The 14,771-nt window shown below is 71.6% G+C and carries 15 protein-coding genes; 8 read left to right on the top strand and 7 right to left on the bottom strand.

Annotation, left to right across the window (positions count from 1 at the left end; genetic code table 11):
• The first annotated feature begins 217 nt into the window (after window positions 1–217).
• Both CCN39_RS03605 and CCN39_RS03600 read left to right on the top strand, forming a co-directional pair.
• Window positions 218–1,150: an ATP-binding cassette domain-containing protein gene (locus CCN39_RS03605; protein WP_086838383.1), complete on the top strand. Its 933-nt coding sequence runs from the start codon at window positions 218–220 to the stop codon at window positions 1,148–1,150.
• Window positions 1,147–1,890: an ABC transporter permease gene (locus CCN39_RS03600; protein WP_086838382.1), complete on the top strand. Its 744-nt coding sequence runs from the start codon at window positions 1,147–1,149 to the stop codon at window positions 1,888–1,890. Before CCN39_RS03605 ends, CCN39_RS03600 begins: the two co-directional genes overlap by 4 nt.
• Here the strand turns inward: CCN39_RS03600 and CCN39_RS03595 are convergent.
• Window positions 1,874–4,972 carry an ATP-binding protein gene (locus CCN39_RS03595; protein WP_086838381.1) on the bottom strand — a complete coding sequence of 1,033 codons (3,099 nt, stop codon included), beginning with the start codon at window positions 4,970–4,972 and terminating at the stop codon, window positions 1,874–1,876. The genes CCN39_RS03600 and CCN39_RS03595 overlap by 17 nt on opposite strands.
• Before the next feature lie 97 nt (window positions 4,973–5,069).
• Here CCN39_RS03595 and CCN39_RS03590 point away from each other — a divergent pair, with 97 nt between their 5' ends.
• Together CCN39_RS03590 and lipB are read left to right on the top strand one after the other, a co-directional pair.
• On the top strand, window positions 5,070–6,293 hold the full coding sequence (locus tag CCN39_RS03590; protein WP_086838380.1) for a cytochrome P450: 1,224 nt from the start codon (window positions 5,070–5,072) through the stop codon (window positions 6,291–6,293).
• A gap of 10 nt (window positions 6,294–6,303) precedes the next feature.
• The gene (gene lipB / locus CCN39_RS03585) at window positions 6,304–6,939 is read left to right on the top strand and encodes a lipoyl(octanoyl) transferase LipB (protein WP_086838379.1); all 636 of its coding nucleotides are present in this window, start codon (window positions 6,304–6,306) and stop codon (window positions 6,937–6,939) included.
• Here lipB and CCN39_RS03580 read toward each other — a convergent pair.
• From CCN39_RS03580 to CCN39_RS03565, 4 genes are read right to left on the bottom strand one after another with little or no spacing between them, the layout of a single operon-like run.
• Window positions 6,923–8,314, bottom strand: a complete 1,392-nt coding sequence (locus tag CCN39_RS03580) for an alpha/beta hydrolase (protein ID WP_086838378.1) — start codon at window positions 8,312–8,314, stop codon at window positions 6,923–6,925. The genes lipB and CCN39_RS03580 overlap by 17 nt on opposite strands.
• 44 nt (window positions 8,315–8,358) lie before the next feature.
• Complete coding sequence (locus CCN39_RS03575; protein WP_086838377.1) at window positions 8,359–9,498, bottom strand: SMP-30/gluconolactonase/LRE family protein; 1,140 nt, start codon at window positions 9,496–9,498, stop codon at window positions 8,359–8,361.
• 50 nt (window positions 9,499–9,548) lie between these two features.
• Window positions 9,549–10,187 (bottom strand): pyridoxine/pyridoxamine 5'-phosphate oxidase, encoded by a 639-nt coding sequence (locus CCN39_RS03570; RefSeq protein ID WP_086838376.1) that lies wholly within the window; start codon window positions 10,185–10,187, stop codon window positions 9,549–9,551.
• 1 nt (window position 10,188) lies between these two features.
• Complete coding sequence (locus CCN39_RS03565) at window positions 10,189–10,848, bottom strand: hypothetical protein (protein WP_086838375.1); 660 nt, start codon at window positions 10,846–10,848, stop codon at window positions 10,189–10,191.
• An 82-nt stretch (window positions 10,849–10,930) separates the two neighbouring features.
• Between CCN39_RS03565 and CCN39_RS03560 the strand changes: the two genes are divergently transcribed.
• The gene (locus tag CCN39_RS03560; protein ID WP_208630125.1) at window positions 10,931–11,464 is read left to right on the top strand and encodes a DUF2020 domain-containing protein; all 534 of its coding nucleotides are present in this window, start codon (window positions 10,931–10,933) and stop codon (window positions 11,462–11,464) included.
• A 146-nt stretch (window positions 11,465–11,610) separates the two neighbouring features.
• Window positions 11,611–12,063 carry a DUF6918 family protein gene (locus tag CCN39_RS03555; RefSeq protein WP_086838374.1) on the top strand — a complete coding sequence of 151 codons (453 nt, stop codon included), beginning with the start codon at window positions 11,611–11,613 and terminating at the stop codon, window positions 12,061–12,063.
• Window positions 12,064–12,126: 63 nt separating this feature from the next.
• Here CCN39_RS03555 and CCN39_RS03550 read toward each other — a convergent pair whose 3' ends face one another.
• Window positions 12,127–12,663, bottom strand: a complete 537-nt coding sequence (locus CCN39_RS03550) for a hypothetical protein (protein ID WP_086838373.1) — start codon at window positions 12,661–12,663, stop codon at window positions 12,127–12,129.
• Window positions 12,664–12,753: 90 nt separating this feature from the next.
• Between CCN39_RS03550 and CCN39_RS03545 the strand changes: the two genes are divergently transcribed.
• Window positions 12,754–13,272, top strand: a complete 519-nt coding sequence (locus CCN39_RS03545) for a peptidylprolyl isomerase (RefSeq protein ID WP_167454967.1) — start codon at window positions 12,754–12,756, stop codon at window positions 13,270–13,272.
• A 197-nt stretch (window positions 13,273–13,469) separates the two neighbouring features.
• Complete coding sequence (locus CCN39_RS03540) at window positions 13,470–14,264, top strand: rhomboid family intramembrane serine protease (protein ID WP_086838371.1); 795 nt, start codon at window positions 13,470–13,472, stop codon at window positions 14,262–14,264.
• Here the strand turns inward: CCN39_RS03540 and CCN39_RS03535 are convergent.
• The gene (locus CCN39_RS03535) at window positions 14,261–14,596 is read right to left on the bottom strand and encodes a PH domain-containing protein (RefSeq protein ID WP_244210598.1); all 336 of its coding nucleotides are present in this window, start codon (window positions 14,594–14,596) and stop codon (window positions 14,261–14,263) included. The two genes, CCN39_RS03540 and CCN39_RS03535, sit on opposite strands and share 4 nt — an antisense overlap.
• Window positions 14,597–14,771: the final 175 nt, after the last annotated feature.

Genomic DNA, 14,771 nt, shown 5'->3' with positions numbered 1-14,771 from the left:
CGCCGGGGCGGCCAGGGCGATGGTGCCCGCGGCCGCCAGCACGCCGGCTGTCAGCAGGGTGCTGGCGGCTCGTTTGATCGACATGAACAGTTGCTCCTTTTGGGTCAAGATCAACTAGCCTGAGCAGGCTAACGGATCTTTGCCCGGTTTCGCCGGAAAAGGCCCGTGTCAGGTCCGGATCAGGCCGGTGTCAGGCCGCCCCTCGACAGTGGTTCCCATGACAGACCTGGCGATCACGGCCTCCGGACTGCGGAAGGCCTACCAAGACAAAACCGTCCTCGACGGCGTGGACCTCGAAGTCCAGGCCGGCACGATCTTCTCGCTGCTCGGCCCGAACGGCGCCGGCAAGACCACCACCGTCAACGTCCTGACCACGCTCGCGAAGGCCGACGCCGGCACGATCCGCGTCGCCGGGCACGACGTTGCCACCCAGGCCAAGGCCGTGCGGGCGGCGATCGGCGTCACCGGGCAGTTCGCCGCCGTCGACGAACTGCTCACCGGGCAGGAAAACCTGCAGCTGATGGTCGACCTCAACCGGGGTGCCCGGAAGCGGACCGTCGCCGAGCTGCTGGAGCGCTTCGAACTCACCGAGGCGGCGCACAAGCCCGCGTCGACCTACTCCGGGGGCATGCGCCGGAAGCTCGACCTCGCCATGACGCTCGTCGGCCGCCCGCGGATCATCTTCCTCGACGAACCGACGACCGGTCTGGACCCGCGCAGCCGCCGGACCATGTGGACCATCATCCGCGACCTCGTCGCCGACGGCGTGACCATCTTCCTCACCACCCAGTACCTCGAAGAAGCCGATCAGCTCGCCGACCGCATCGCCGTGCTCGACCAAGGGCGGCTGGTCGCCCAGGGCACCGCGGACGAACTCAAGCGCCGGATTCCCGGCACCCACGTCCGGCTCCGGTTCACCACCACCGCCGAGCTCGACGCGGCCGCGCGCGTCCTCTCCGACGCCACCCGGGACGACGAAGCCCTGGCCCTGCGCGTGCCCAGCGACGGCGGCACCAAATCGCTTCGGTCCCTTTTGGACAGACTCGACGAATACGCGCTCAGCGCCGAAGAGCTTTCCGTCCACACCCCCGATCTCGACGACGTCTTCCTCGCCCTGACGGGCCACGCCACGGAGGTTTCCGCGAAATGAACTCCCACTCGATCGTCATGCTGCGCCGCAACTTCAAGCACATCGCCCGGAATCCGATGTCCGTCTTCAACGCGATCCTGATGCCGGTCGTCGTCATGCTGATGTTCGTCTACATGTTCGGCGACGCGTTCAGCGTCGGCGTGAACTACGTCGACTACGCGACGCCGGGGCTGATGCTGCTCGCCGTCTGCTACGGGCTGGGCGCCACCGCCACCGCGGTGAACTCCGACATGACCAAGGGCATCATCAACCGCTTCAAGGTCATGGACGTCTCGCGCGGCGCGGTGCTGACCGGGCACGTCGTCGCCAGCGTGCTGACCAACCTGGTCGCCATCGCGGCGCTCCTCGGCGTCGCCTTCCTGCTGGGCTTCAGCCCGGCCGCGGGCTTCCTCGACTGGCTCGGCGCGCTCGGCGTCGTCGTCCTGCTCGGGTTCGCGACCGGCTGGCTCACGATCGCGCTGGGCCTGGCGGCGAAATCGCCGGAAACGGCGGGGCTGGCTTCGGTGCCGCTGGTCATGCTCCCGTTCTTCAGCAGCGCGATCGTGCCCGCCGAGAAAATGGGCCCCGGCCTCAAGCAGTTCGCCGAGTACCAGCCGTTCACGCCGATCATCGAAACCCTGCGGGGACTGCTCAACGGGACGCCGGCCACCGGCACCCTGCTCGCCGCGCTCGGCTGGTGCGCCGGGATCGCCGTCGTCGGCTACCTGTGGGCGTCGTCGACCTTCAAGAAGCGAGCGTGACCGCGGCCAGCTCCGGCCAGCTCGCTGCCGCCCCCGCCCGCGTCGCCTCGGTGAACCCCTCGTCACCGAGGCGACGTCGGGCCGTTTCCTCGATCCGGGCCACGTCCGGGTGCGACCGGTCCGGCAGGCCCCGGACCCCCGCGCTCGCTCCCAGCAACCGCGCCGCCTGCTCGTCCTGGCCGGTGCGCAGCGCCAGGTCCGCGATGCCGACGAGGATCCGCGCGATCGTCAGCGGGTGTCCTGTCTCATTCGCCGCTTCGAACGCCGCCGCCCAGTGCGCACGGGATTCGCCGACGTCCTCGGCGAGGTAGCCGAGCAGGTCGTGGGCCACCGCCCGGACGATCGCGCGCTCGGCGTCGTCGCCCAGCATCGTCGTCGCGACGTCGAGCTGGTGCCGCGCTTGGCCGGTGTCGCCGCTCCAGCGTGCGAGTTCCGCCTTGGCCAGTGCGAGCTCGGCCTGCGCGTTCGGCCAGGCCACGCCCTCCGCGCACCGCTGGGCCTCGGCCAGCGCGGCCGCGCTGGCCTTTTCGTCGCCCAGCAACCAGTGCAGCTGGGCCTGCCGCGCCCGCATCCGCACGACGTCCTCGATGGCGCCGACCTCGGTCACCACCTCGATGGCCTGCTCGTAGTACTCGCACGCTTCGGCGAAGTCGCCGCGCACGGTGATGCGGTCGGCCAGCTCGGTCAGGGCGAACGAGGTGCCCCACCGTTCGCCGAGGACGCGGAACTCGGCGACGGCCGTCTCGAGCAGCGTGTCCGCTTCCCGGTCGCCGTGGCCGAACTGGATGCGCATCTTGCCCAGCTGCAGCCGGGCCACCGCGCGTACCCACGGGTCTTCGTCGGCGAGCAGCGGCTCGAACGCCGTCAGCGCCGCTTCCGCTCCGTGCAGCAGGCGCTCCAGCGAAGCGGCGAAGCGCAACGCCAGCTGGGGGTTTTCGACGCCCAGGCTGATCTCGTACGCCTTGCGGATCCACTCCTCCGCCCGGTACTCGTCGCTCTGCTGCCCGGACGTCACGAACTGGACGACGAACGTGTAGACCACGCCACGGATCTCGTCCGGCACTTCGCCGGGCAGGGCGGTGGCCGCCATGACCAGCTCGTTGCCCTCCGCCCGGTGCCCGGCCAGCCACCAGTACCAGCCGGCGGTCGCCGCGAGCCGCATCGCCTCGGCCGCCTCGCCCGCCGCGAGTGCTCCGCGCATCGCCGCGGCGATGTTGTCGTGCTCCGCCTCCAGCGTGGCGAGCCACGCCAGCTGCTCGGCGCGGCGCAGGTGCGGCTCCGCGGTCTCGACGAGTTCGGTGAAGTACGCGAGGTGGGCGCGCCTGGCGACGTCCGTCTCGCCCGCTTCCGCGAGCCGCTGCTCGGCGTACTCCTTGATCGTGCCGAGCATGCGGTAGCGCTCGCCGACGACGACCACCAGCGACTTCTCGGTCAACGCGGTCAGCAGGTCGAGCACGTCGTCATCCCCGCAGACCCGCTCGGCCGCTTCCAGGCTCGCCCCGCCGGCGAACACCGAGAGCCGGCGCAGGACGACACGTTCGGCGTCGGAGAGCAGCTCCCAGCTCCAGTCGATCACCGCGCGCAGCGTGCGGTGCCGGGGGAGTGCGGTCCGGCTGCCGCCGGTGAGCAGGCGGAACCGGTCGTCGAGCCGGTGCGCGAGCTGGTCGAGCGACATCGTGCGCAGGCGGGCGGCGGCGAGTTCGATGGCCAGCGGCATCCCGTCCAGCGCCCGGCAGACGCGGGCCAGGGTGCGCGTGTCGGCCGCGAGGTCCTTGCGCACCGCGCCGGCCCGGTCCCGCAGCAGCCGGACGGCCGGGGCGGACTCGATTTCGGCGGGATCGGCGTCCTCCGCGGGCAGGATCAGGGGCGCGACCTGCCACAGGGCTTCCCCGGTGATGCCGAGCGGCTCGCGGCTGGTCGCGAGGATCCGCAGCCGGCGGCACTCCCCGAGCACCCGGTGCGCGAACGTCGCCGCGGACTCGATGACGTGCTCGCAGTTGTCCAGGACCAGCAGCATCGAACGCTCGCGCAGGGCGGCGATGACCCGGTCCGTCGGCTCGGCGTCCGGTGCCTCGCCGACGAGCGAGTCCCGCAGCTTGAGCGCGCCGAGCGTCGCCTGGGCGACGTCGTCGCCGGCGCCGATCCCCGCCAGCTCGACCAGCCACGCGCCGTCCGGCAGGTCGCCGAGCAGCGTGCGCGCGGTTTCCGTGGCCTGCCTGGTCTTTCCCGAACCGCCCGGCCCGATCAGGGTGGTGAGCCGGTGCCCGGCGACGAGCTCCCGGACGGCGGCGACGTCGGCGTCCTTGCCGACGAAGCTGGTCAGCTCGGCCCGCAGGTTGGTCTTCCGGGTCTCCTCCCGCCGGCCCAGCTCGCCGCGCAGCAGCGCGAGGTGCACTTCGGCCAGCTCCGGCGACGGGTCGACGCCGAGGGTGTCGGCCAGGGTTTCCCGCGTGCGTTCGTAGGCGAGCAGCGCCTCGGTGTCGCGGCCGGTCGCGACGAGGGCGCGCATCAACGCGGCGACGAGCCGTTCCCGCATCGGGTGCGCGGCGACCAGGTCGGTCAGCTCGGTGACCAGGTCCGCGCCGTGTCCGAGCCGGACTTCCGCGTCGAACCGGTCCTCCAGTGCGGCCAGGCGCAGCCCTTCGAGCCGGGTGACGGCGGCCTCGAACGCCGCGCTTTCCGGCAGGTCGACGTCCTGCATGGCCGAACCACGCCAGAGCTCGAGAGCCTCGCGCAGCCGCCGCGGATCGTCGTCCTTGCGGGCCTGGCCGACGAGGCGTTCGAACCGCACGGCGTCGACGTCGTCGGGCGCCACCACCAGCCGGTAACCGGTCGGCCGGCCGTCCACCGAGCCCTCGGGCAGGGCCTTCCGCAGCCGGGAAACCAGGCGCTGCAACGCGTTCGGCGCCTCGGCCGGCGGCTGCTCACCCCAGATCCAGTCGACGAGCGTCGCCTTCGGGACCACCTGCCCCGGCTCGAGCGCGAGGGCGACCAGCAGCCCGCGCAGGCGGGCGCCCGGCACATCGGCGAGCACGCCGTCGTCCGTGCGCACTTCGAAGGGCCCCAGGATCCCGATCTGCACCCGGCGATCTTGCCACGAACGGCGGTGTCCGAAGCGTGTCAGGCCCGTGTCAGCCCGCTCGGCGATCGTTCTCGGCACACCCACGAAAGGAAAGCCGATGAGCCAGACGGCCGACGTCCCGCACGGACTCCCCATGGACCGCGACGCGGGCCCCTTCGACCCGCCGAGCGCGCTCACCCGGCTGCGCGACACCCGCCCGGTCAGCCCGCTGGTGTTCCCCGACGGGCACGAGGGCTGGCTCGTCACCGGCTACGACGAGGTCCGGCAGATGATGGCCGACACGCGGTTCAGCTCCCGGCTGGACCTCGACGTCATCCACGTGCCGTACGAGACGGGCATGCCCGCCGCCACCGAGCCGTCGCCGCCGATGCCGGGCATGTTCATCGCGATGGACCCGCCGGACCACAGCCGGCTGCGGCGCAAGCTCACCGGTGCCTTCACCGTCAAGCGGATGAAGCAGCTGGAGGAGCACATCGCCGACGTCGTCGAGCGGCAGCTGGACCACCTGGCCCGGCTCGCCCCGCCGGTCGACCTGGTCAAGGAGTTCGCGCTCCCGGTGCCGTCGCTGGTGATCTGCGAGCTGCTCGGCGTGCCCTACGCGGACCGGGAGACCTTCCAGGCCAACTCCGCGCAGTTCATGGTCCGGGAGCAGACGCTCGAGGAGAAGATGGGCGCGTACATCGCGCTGAACACGTACCTGTCCGAACTGGTCGCGAGCAAGCGCGCCGAGCCCGGCGAAGACATCCTGTCCGACCTCGCCCGTCACGACGACCTCACCATCGAAGAGCTGACCGGCGCGGCGTTCCTGCTGCTCCTCGCCGGCCACGAGACGACGGCCAACATGCTGTCCCTGGGCACGTTCGCCCTGCTGGAGCACCCCGAGCAGCGCGCCGAACTGCACGCCGACGCGGAACTGCTGCCCGGCGCCGTCGAGGAGCTGCTGCGCTACCTGTCCGTGGCCGACATCTTCTTCCGCTACGCCACGGAGGACCTCGAGCTCGGCGGCGAAACGATCACCAAGGGCTCGACGGTCGTCGTCTCGCTGCTGGCCGCCAACCACGACCCCCGGCGTTTCGAAAACCCGGACACGCTGGACATCCACCGCAACGCCCGCGGTCTGCTGTCCTTCGGCCACGGCGTCCACCAGTGCCTCGGCCAGCAGCTGGCCCGCATCGAGATGCGCGCGGGGTTCGAGGGCCTGCTGCGCCGCTTCCCCACGTTGGCGCTGGCGGTCCCGGCCGAGGAGGTGAAGCTGCGCACGGACATGAACATCTACGGCGTCCACGAGCTGCCGGTCACGTGGACGGAAGCCTCGGCGTAGCCTGGAAACCGTGGGATGGCCGATCAAGCGGGTCGACCTCGGTGAGGTCGGGTACCACCAGGCTCTCGCCGACATGAGCACCTGGGCCGAGGACCGCCGGCAGGGCCTGGCCGAGGATCGGCTCTTCTTCCTCAGCCATCCGCCGATCGTCACCTACGGGCCGCGCACCCGGCCCGAGGACCTGCCCACCGACCTCCCGGCCGTCCAGGTCGACCGCGGCGGGTTCGCCACCTACCACGGGCCGGGGCAGCTCGTCGGCTACCTCGTCGTCGACGTCAAGGCGCGCGGGCCGGTCGACATCGTGCGGTGGCTGGAAAACGGCCTGGTGGCCGCCCTCGCGATCCTCGGCTTTCCCGCCACCAGGCGGGATACGCCGAAGGGCGCGGCCAGCCTCGCCGGTGTGTGGACGCCCGACCACCGCAAGCTCGCGTCGATCGGCATGCGGATCCGCGGGGGCGTCACCAGCCACGGCTTCGCGCTCAACGTCGACCCGGACATGTCGGCCTTCCACCGCTTCACCGCCTGCGGCCTCGCCGACGTCACCATGGTGTCCCTCGCCGAGCTCGCTGCCGAACAACGGCGAGAGACACCCTCCGATGCCGAGGTGCGGGACGCGGTCTTCGCCGCGCTCACCGCAGGAAGCTGAGCACCGCGTCCCGCCCCGCGTGGCCGCGCTCGCGGTTCTGGATCGAATGCGACTCGCCCGGCACGATCACGAGCTGCCCGCGCGGGGCCTGGGCCGCCTCCTCGCGGGCCCACTCCACCGGCGTCGACAGGTCACGGTCGCCGTTGAGCAGCAGCACCGGGACGTCCGGCAGCCGCGAAAACGGGTTCGAGGCCGGGCGTTCCGCCGGCCACGGCAGGCAGCTCTGGATGAAGCCCTGCTGCGTCGCCACGCCCGTCGTGTACGGCCAGGTCGCCGACTCCGGCAGGGCCCGGGACGCCAGCGACAGCAACGGACGGCGGAGCGCGAGCGGGGTCGCCGCGGAGCCCCACGGGAACCGGCCGTCCGCGCACAGCGTGGCCGCGTGGAGACCCGCGCTGAACGCCGCCGGGTCGTCGCCGCCGGACCGGTACGCCTCCAGCAGGCCGTCCAACCGCGCCGGGGCGCCGCCGCGGGCTTCGTGCAGGGCGCCGATGATGTCGCCCGCCGCCGCGTTGCGGTAGGTGGGATCCGCGAATTCGTACGACACCACCGTGTCGAAGATCCTCACGCCGTCGGCCGTGCTGCGGTGGCGGACCACCCACGCGAGGTCCTCGGCCGGGTCGTAGCCGCAGGCCGGGGCGACCGTGCACGCCGCGCGCAGCACGCGGGCCTCCGCCGTCATGCCCGTCAGGTACAGCGAAGCCGACGCCGTCGCGTGGTGGGGCAGCACCGAATCGAGGATGACCTTGCTGACGTGGTCCGGGTGCGCGATCGCGTACCGCGCCGCCGTGAAGGAGCCGTACGAGACGCCGTCGACGACCAGTTTCGGCACGCCCAGTGCCTGCCTCAGCCGGTCGAAGTCCGCCACGCTCTGGTCGGTCGAATACAGCGGCGCCGTGTCGCCGAGGATGCGCGCGCACTCCTGCACCGCGCCGGCCGACGGCGTCGCGATGTCCGAACTGCCCACCTCCGCCTGCAGGCCGGGACACCGCAACGCCCCCGACGGCCCGGTGCCCCGCTGGTCGAGCATGACGATCCGGTAGTCCCGCGCGACTTCCGGCAGCCGCTGCCCGGCGATCCGCGTGATGGTGCCGACGCCGCCCTGCCCGGGGCCGCCGGTGAGGAACAGCAGGACGCCCTTGGGCGCGTTCGCGTTGTCCGCGGTCGCCACCGGCAGGTCGAGCGTGCCCGGCACGCGGCCGGTGTGGTCGAGCGGGACGGTCAGGGTCGAACACGTGAAGCCCGGCTGGCCCGGGCACGGGTGCGGATCCGTCAGCTTCGGTCGTCCCCCAGGACGCGCGTCGGCCGCGGCCACACCCCCGAGTGCGGCGGTCAGCGCCAGGACCAGCCCGGCGGTCAGCATCTTCGAGCGCATGCGTGCATCATGCGCACACCGGCGCGGAACCCGCATACCCCCGATCAGGGCTTGACGCAGGAGACCTTCGCCCGCACCGCGCCCGCCGGAGCGGCTTCGCCCGCGGTGTTCGGGGCGTTGTCGCGGCGGTTGCCGTCGGACTGCGTGACGCACAGGCGGCCGTCCGGCAGCAGCACCGGGCTGGTCGGGAACTCGAGCGGGCCGGCGTTGCGCAGCTTCGACGTCGCGTCGGCCGGGTTGCGGAAGTACTCCACCACGCGGCCGTCGCGGCGGGCCAGGACGATCGCGTTGCGCTCGTTCACCGCCGTCCAGACGCCGCCCGCGCGGTCGAGGACGATCCCGTCGGCGCCTTCGAGGTACGGGTGCTGCACGCCGACGTTGTCCAGGCACAACGTGTTCGGCGGGAAGGCGGCGTCGCAGCCGGTCGAGGCGCGCGGGCGGCCCGTGCGGTCCATCGGCACGCGCCAGAGCGCGCCCCGGGCCGTGTCCGCGACCAGCAGCGTGCCGTCCGCGGTGAAGACGAGGCCGTTCGCGACGATGTGCTGCGAGCCCGCGGTGTCCGCGGCCGTGCGGCCGTTCGGCGTGATCGTGACCGTCCCCGGCGGCAGGCCGCGCACGTCCCGGCCGATCCCGCCGACGCCGTTGACCGCGTTGACGTCGCTGACCATCGGCTGCACGCGGAACTGCTCGGCCGCCACGCCGTCCGCGCCCGCGCGCCACACCCGGCCCTGGCCGGTGCCGCCGTCGGAGATCCACAGCGCGCCCGAGGAGTCGAAGGCCAGGCCGTTCGCGCCGGGGACACCGCTGGTGAACACCGTCGCAGACGGCGGGTTCGCCGCGTCCGGCGCGAACGACACCACGGTGTCGGCGTTCGCCACGTACAACCGGCCACTCCGGTCGAACGCGAGCCCGGCCGGGTTGCACGGACCCGGGATCGTGCCGACGATCGCGGCGGGGCCGCCGGTGGCCGCGACCCGGTAGACCGGACACGGATCGGCGCCGCGCGCCGGCGTGTAGAGGTTGCCCCGCCCGTCGGTGGCCAGGCCTTCCAGGCCGAGCGGTGACGCGAACACCGTCTCGAAGACGGCGGGGTGCCGCGGTGGGGAGACTTCGCCCGCGGAAGCGCCGGACAGCAGCCCGGCGGACAGTGCGGCGGTGGTGGCGAGGACGACGGTCCGGCGCATCGGAACCTCCGTTTTGTCGGATTCCTCCCTACGCCGCCGCGTCCGGCCCGTCAAGGCCAGAGGCGCTCGCGGACCCAGCCGCCGCCGGACTTCCGGTACCGCAGCCGCACGTGCCGCCGGTCGTGACTCGCCTGCCAGAACTCGACCTCGTCCGGGTCCACCAGGTACCGCGTCCAGGTCTCCGGGGCCACGTCCGGGTTCTCCTCGACCCAGCGTTCCGCCTCGGCGGCCGCCGCGGCCAGGTCCGCCGGATCGTGCAACACCTGCGACTGGTGCCCGATGAACGCTTCGACGCGGGACGCCGGCGGCCGGGCGAGGAAGTCCGCCGCGGACACCTCGGGCGCGGCGGGGGAGACCGGGCCGCGCAGCCGGACCTGCCGGCCGCGGCCGGGCCAGAAGAACGTCAACGCCGCCCGCGGGTCCTTCTGCAACTGCCGGCCCTTGGGGCTTTCCGAGCTGGTCGCGACCGCCCAGCCGCCGGGGCCGACGTCCTTGAGGATCACCACGCGCGCGTCGGGTGCGCCATCGGCATCCACTGTGGACAGCGTGACGGCGTGCGGTGCCAGCACGTGCTCACCGGCCTCGGTCAGCCACTCGAGGAACAGCGCCTGCGGGTCCGGTGGCGCCGTTTCCGGCGTGAACCCGGGCAGTTCTTCGGGGAACGACGGCCAGCCACGCAACTGCACCATGTCAGTAACCGTACGGACCCTGCTGGGGAGCGTGCCCCGGCGGTGGGTAGACCGGCGGCTGCGGACCGGCCGGGCCGGCGTACGGCGGAGGCGGCACCTGCGGCGCCGGCGCGGCCATCGGCGGCTGCTGACCGGGGTACTGCTGCTGCGCCTGCTGCCACTGCAGTTGCTGGTAGACCTCGGCCGGCTGCGGGAAGCAGTACGTCAGCTTGGCGTTGACCGAACCCTGGACCGCGGCGCCCCAGAACTTGCCGCCGACGAACGCGTACATCTGCCCGGCCGAGAGGTCCACCGCGACCATCCGCGTCTCGCCGCCGAACTGGTTGCCCGACTTCGCCGACGCGGCCTGCGCGGCGTCCGGGTACACGCGGCCGCCGACGAGCCCGGCGATCACGACCGAAGCCGCCGTCCAGCCCATGGTGCCGACCAGGTTCGCCCGGGCGTGCTGCGTGGCGCGGCCGGTGAAGTCGTACAACGCGGCCGCGCTGACCTCGGGCACGGCGGCGGCGACCACGCAGTAGTTCATCGTCGAAAGCATCACCGACTCGGTGAACAGCCCGACGACGGCCGTGGCGGGGCCGATCTGCACGGTGTTCAGCCGGCCGCCGGCCCGCTGGATGCGCTCGGCCATCGCGCCGAGGTACTGCTCGGGGGTGAGCACGGGGTCATCGTCGCACGTCCGGTCGTCAGGCCGTCGTCAGCCAGCGGTTTTCACACATGCTTCGTGGTTGACTGTCGGCGCTATGCGACGACTCGTACTTCTCGCGCCCGCCGTGGCCCTGCTGGCCGGCTGCAGCGCCACCATCGTGACCGGCACCGCGACACCCAGCACGCCGTCGGCGTCCACGAACTCGAGCAACACCGGCGGCCTGCCCCCGGACCCCGAGCCGGGTGCGACGGAGGACTGCCCGTACCTGGGCAGCGAGTTCGTGGCCGAGTCGAACGGCCAGCACGTGTCGAAGGTGCGCGTGTCCGCCGACCAGCCCCACCCTGCGTGCTTCTTCTACCGCCCGGACGGGAAGGTCCAGCTCACCGTCCGGGTGTACGTCGGGGACGCGAAGACGGCGACGGCGCTGGTCAACAAGGCGGCGCCGCTCGACTCGTCCAACCCGGCGAGCGACCCTTCCGGCTGGAAGGGGGGCTATTTGTCCTCCGACGACGGGGCCGTCTACGCGGTCTCGAAGGGGGGTACGGCGGTCATCGCGACCACGAACCAGAAGCAGAGCGTGAAGGCACGCACAGTGGTCAAGAAGACTATCTCCGCCCTGAAGCTCTAGGTAGCGACCTCCACACGGGTGAGTGATGTTGATCTTGTATTACCCTGTGCGTCACGCGCAGGCTTCGTGGACTCGCGCACCGCAGCCACCGGGGACCCCCACCCCGGGGCGGGGCACCAACTCTGCAACGACAAAGGACAAGATTCGTGGCTGACACCCTCAAGGAAATCCTGCTCGACTCCGGCCGTCGCCCGGCTGTCGTCTCCGACTTCGAGACCCTCGTCGACGCCGAGGTCTCCGACAAGGGCGGCGTTTCCGGTGCCGTCGTGAAGACCGGCTTCGCCGCGGTCAAGAAGATCAAGCCGGGCATCATCCCCTCGGCCGTCGACACGCTGCTGCCGGACTTCGCCTCCGCGCTCGAGCCGTTCTACGGCGACTACCGCGCCCAGGGCGGCAACGACTTCGGCGCCTACCTGTCCAGCCGCTCGGACGAGGCTTCGGACGCGCTGCTGAGCGTGACCGACTCGCGTGCGGAGAAGAGCAGCCGCGACAGCATCAAGAAGGTCTACGGCAAGCTGCGCCCGAACGGCAAGAAGAACGTCGAGGAGGCGCTGCCGCGTCTCGGCCAGCTGATCGACAAGCACGCCGCGGCCGTCTGATCGGTTTCGAGCAAGACTGAAGAGGCCCCCGGTTGCACCCCCGGGGGCCTCTTCGTGTCCTGTTCAGTTCTTCTTTTCGGCCGGCGCCGCGGACGGCGCCTTACCGTTCGCCTGCGGGGCCGGCTTCGCCGCTTCGGCGGGCTTCGGCGCCGGCGGGGTGGCCTTCGGCGGCGCCGGGGCGACCGGCGGCTCCTGCTTCGACCGCAGTGCGTAGGCGGCGCCCGCGCCGACCACGACCAGGCCCAGCAGCCACGGCCACTTGCGGCGGCTGCGGGTGCCCTTGGCGGCCGACTTGGCCTCGGACACAGCGGCGTAGAAGTCCTTCTTCGCCGCCTTGAAGTCCTTCTTGCCGCGGCGCTTCGACTCGCCGGCCGCCTTCGCGGCCTTGATGGCGGCCTTCTTCGCCTTGCGACCCGGCTTGCGCAGCTCGGACAGGCGCGCGAGCGCCTCCTGGCGAGCGGCCTTCGAGCTCTTCTTGAGCTCCTTGCGGGTCAGTTCCGTCTTCTTCGCGAGCTTCTTCTGCGCGCGCCGCCCCTGCTTGACACCCTCGGTGACGAGTTTGTCGGCGGTCTCGACGGCCTGGGCTGTCGCCCGGGACATGGGCTTCACCTCATCATTCGTTTTGGCACTGCTCTGTTACCCGTAACCTATCGTGCCCCTTTTCCGCGCCGCCCGCCCGCAGATGGCACGATGGCTTCCGTGAAAGCTACGCTGCACACCAACCAGGGTGATATCCACCTCAACCTGCTCCCCGACCACGCGCCGAAGACGGTCGCGAACTTCGTCGGGCTGGCGGAAGGCACCAAGGAGTACACCCAGCCCAACGCGGCGGGCACGAACTCCGGCCCCTTCTACGACGGTTCGATCTTCCACCGGGTGATCGACGGCTTCATGCTGCAGGGCGGCGACCCGACCGGCACCGGCCGCGGTGGCCCCGGCTACAAGTTCGGCGACGAATTCCACCCGGAGCTGCAGTTCAGCAAGCCGTACCTGCTGGCCATGGCCAACGCGGGGCCCGGCACGAACGGCTCGCAGTTCTTCATCACCGTCGCGCCGACGACGCACCTGAACTTCCGCCACACGATCTTCGGTGAGGTGGCTGACCAGGAGTCGCGCAACGTCGTCGACGCGATCGCTCGTACCGCGACCGGCCCGGCGGACCGCCCGCTGACCGACGTCGTGATCGAGAAGGTCTCGATCGAGCACTGACGGCTTCTCAGCGGGGATTTCGGTAGGTTGGTGCCATCGTGAACCAACCGCCGAACCCCGCCGCCGAACAAGCCGCGCTACCCGGGTGCTGGTGGCACCCCAACCGCCCGACCGGACTGAGCTGTTCCCGGTGCGGGCGTCCGGCGTGCCCGGATTGCCTCCGCGAAGCCCCTGTCGGCTTCCAGTGCACCGACTGCGTGCACGCCGGTGGCCAGGAGCAGCGCCGTCAGCACCGCGGCTACCAGGAAGCCGGCCTCGGCCAGCGGACCGTCTTCGGTGCGCGGCTCTCGCAGTCGGTGCTCGTCACCCAGGTCATCCTCGCGGTGAACGTCCTGGTCTTCCTCTTCACGGTCTTCCAGGCCCAGAGCCTCAACGACAACGACTTCGCCGCCGCCTTCCAGCGCGGCAGCCTCTACGTCGACGCCACCCTGGGCCACGGCGAGTGGTGGCGGGTCCTGACCAACGGGTTCCTGCACTACGGGCCGATCCACATCGCGGTCAACATGTTCTCGCTGTGGATGATGGGCCGCGCCCTGGAGCAGATCTGCGGCCGCGGCCGCTACCTGGCGCTCTACTTCACCTCGATGCTCGGCGCGTCCGCCGCGGTCCTGCTCTTCGACGATCCCCAGTCGCGGACGGCCGGCGCGTCCGGCGCGCTGTTCGGCCTGATGGGGGCCTACGCGGTGATCGTGCTGAAGCTGCGGCTGAACCCGACCGGGCTGATCATCACCCTCGCGCTGAACGCGTTCATCACCTTCGGCATCTCGGGCATCTCGATCTACGCGCACGTCGGCGGCCTGATCACCGGGGCGCTGGTCACCGTCGCCCTGCTCTACGCGCCGCAGGTCAACCAGGCGCGCTGGCAGGCGGTGGGGCTCACGATCATCGTCGTGGCGATCGTCGGCCTGCTGGCGTACCAGGCCGGTCAGTACGGCGCGGTGACCTGCGGCTTCGTCCCGTACCGCGGCATCCCGACCTACTTCTGCGCCTAGCTGCGCGCCCGCAGGGTGCTGAGGACGTCCAGGACGTCCCGCGGGTCTTCGCCGAGGTCGAGCCACCCGAAGACGTACAGCTGCTCGTCGTGCTCGATTTCGAGCGTGACGCCGTCGCGCCCCATCCGGCGCGTGGTGCGGAGCCGGGTGCGCGTCTGCGCCCACGGCAGCCGGTGCGTGCCGCCCAGCGTCCGGGCCACCAGGCCTTCGGCGTCGGCGGCCAGCCGGGGCCGGACGAGGGTGGTGTGGGCCGCGAACGCGCCGACGGCGACGGCCGCCAGCGCGAACAGCACCAGCCCGCCGCGGTCGCCGGTCAGCGCGTCGGCCACCACGCCGGCCAGCAGCANNCGGCCTGACGGGGCGCCCAGGAGGTGGGGTAGTTATCCACAGGGGTTATCCACACTGGGGATGAGTCACACCGCTGTAATTCGACGTCAAGCCGCCGATCGGAGTAATAATCAGCGCCAGCGCATGGTCATGAGCAGACCCGCGATCATCAGCGCGAAC

This window comes from Amycolatopsis kentuckyensis (assembly GCF_002155975.1).
Taxonomy (GTDB): Bacteria; Actinomycetota; Actinomycetes; order Mycobacteriales; family Pseudonocardiaceae; genus Amycolatopsis; species Amycolatopsis kentuckyensis.
Note: the sequence above shows the minus strand (reverse complement) of the source record. Positions and strands in the feature narration are given on the sequence as shown.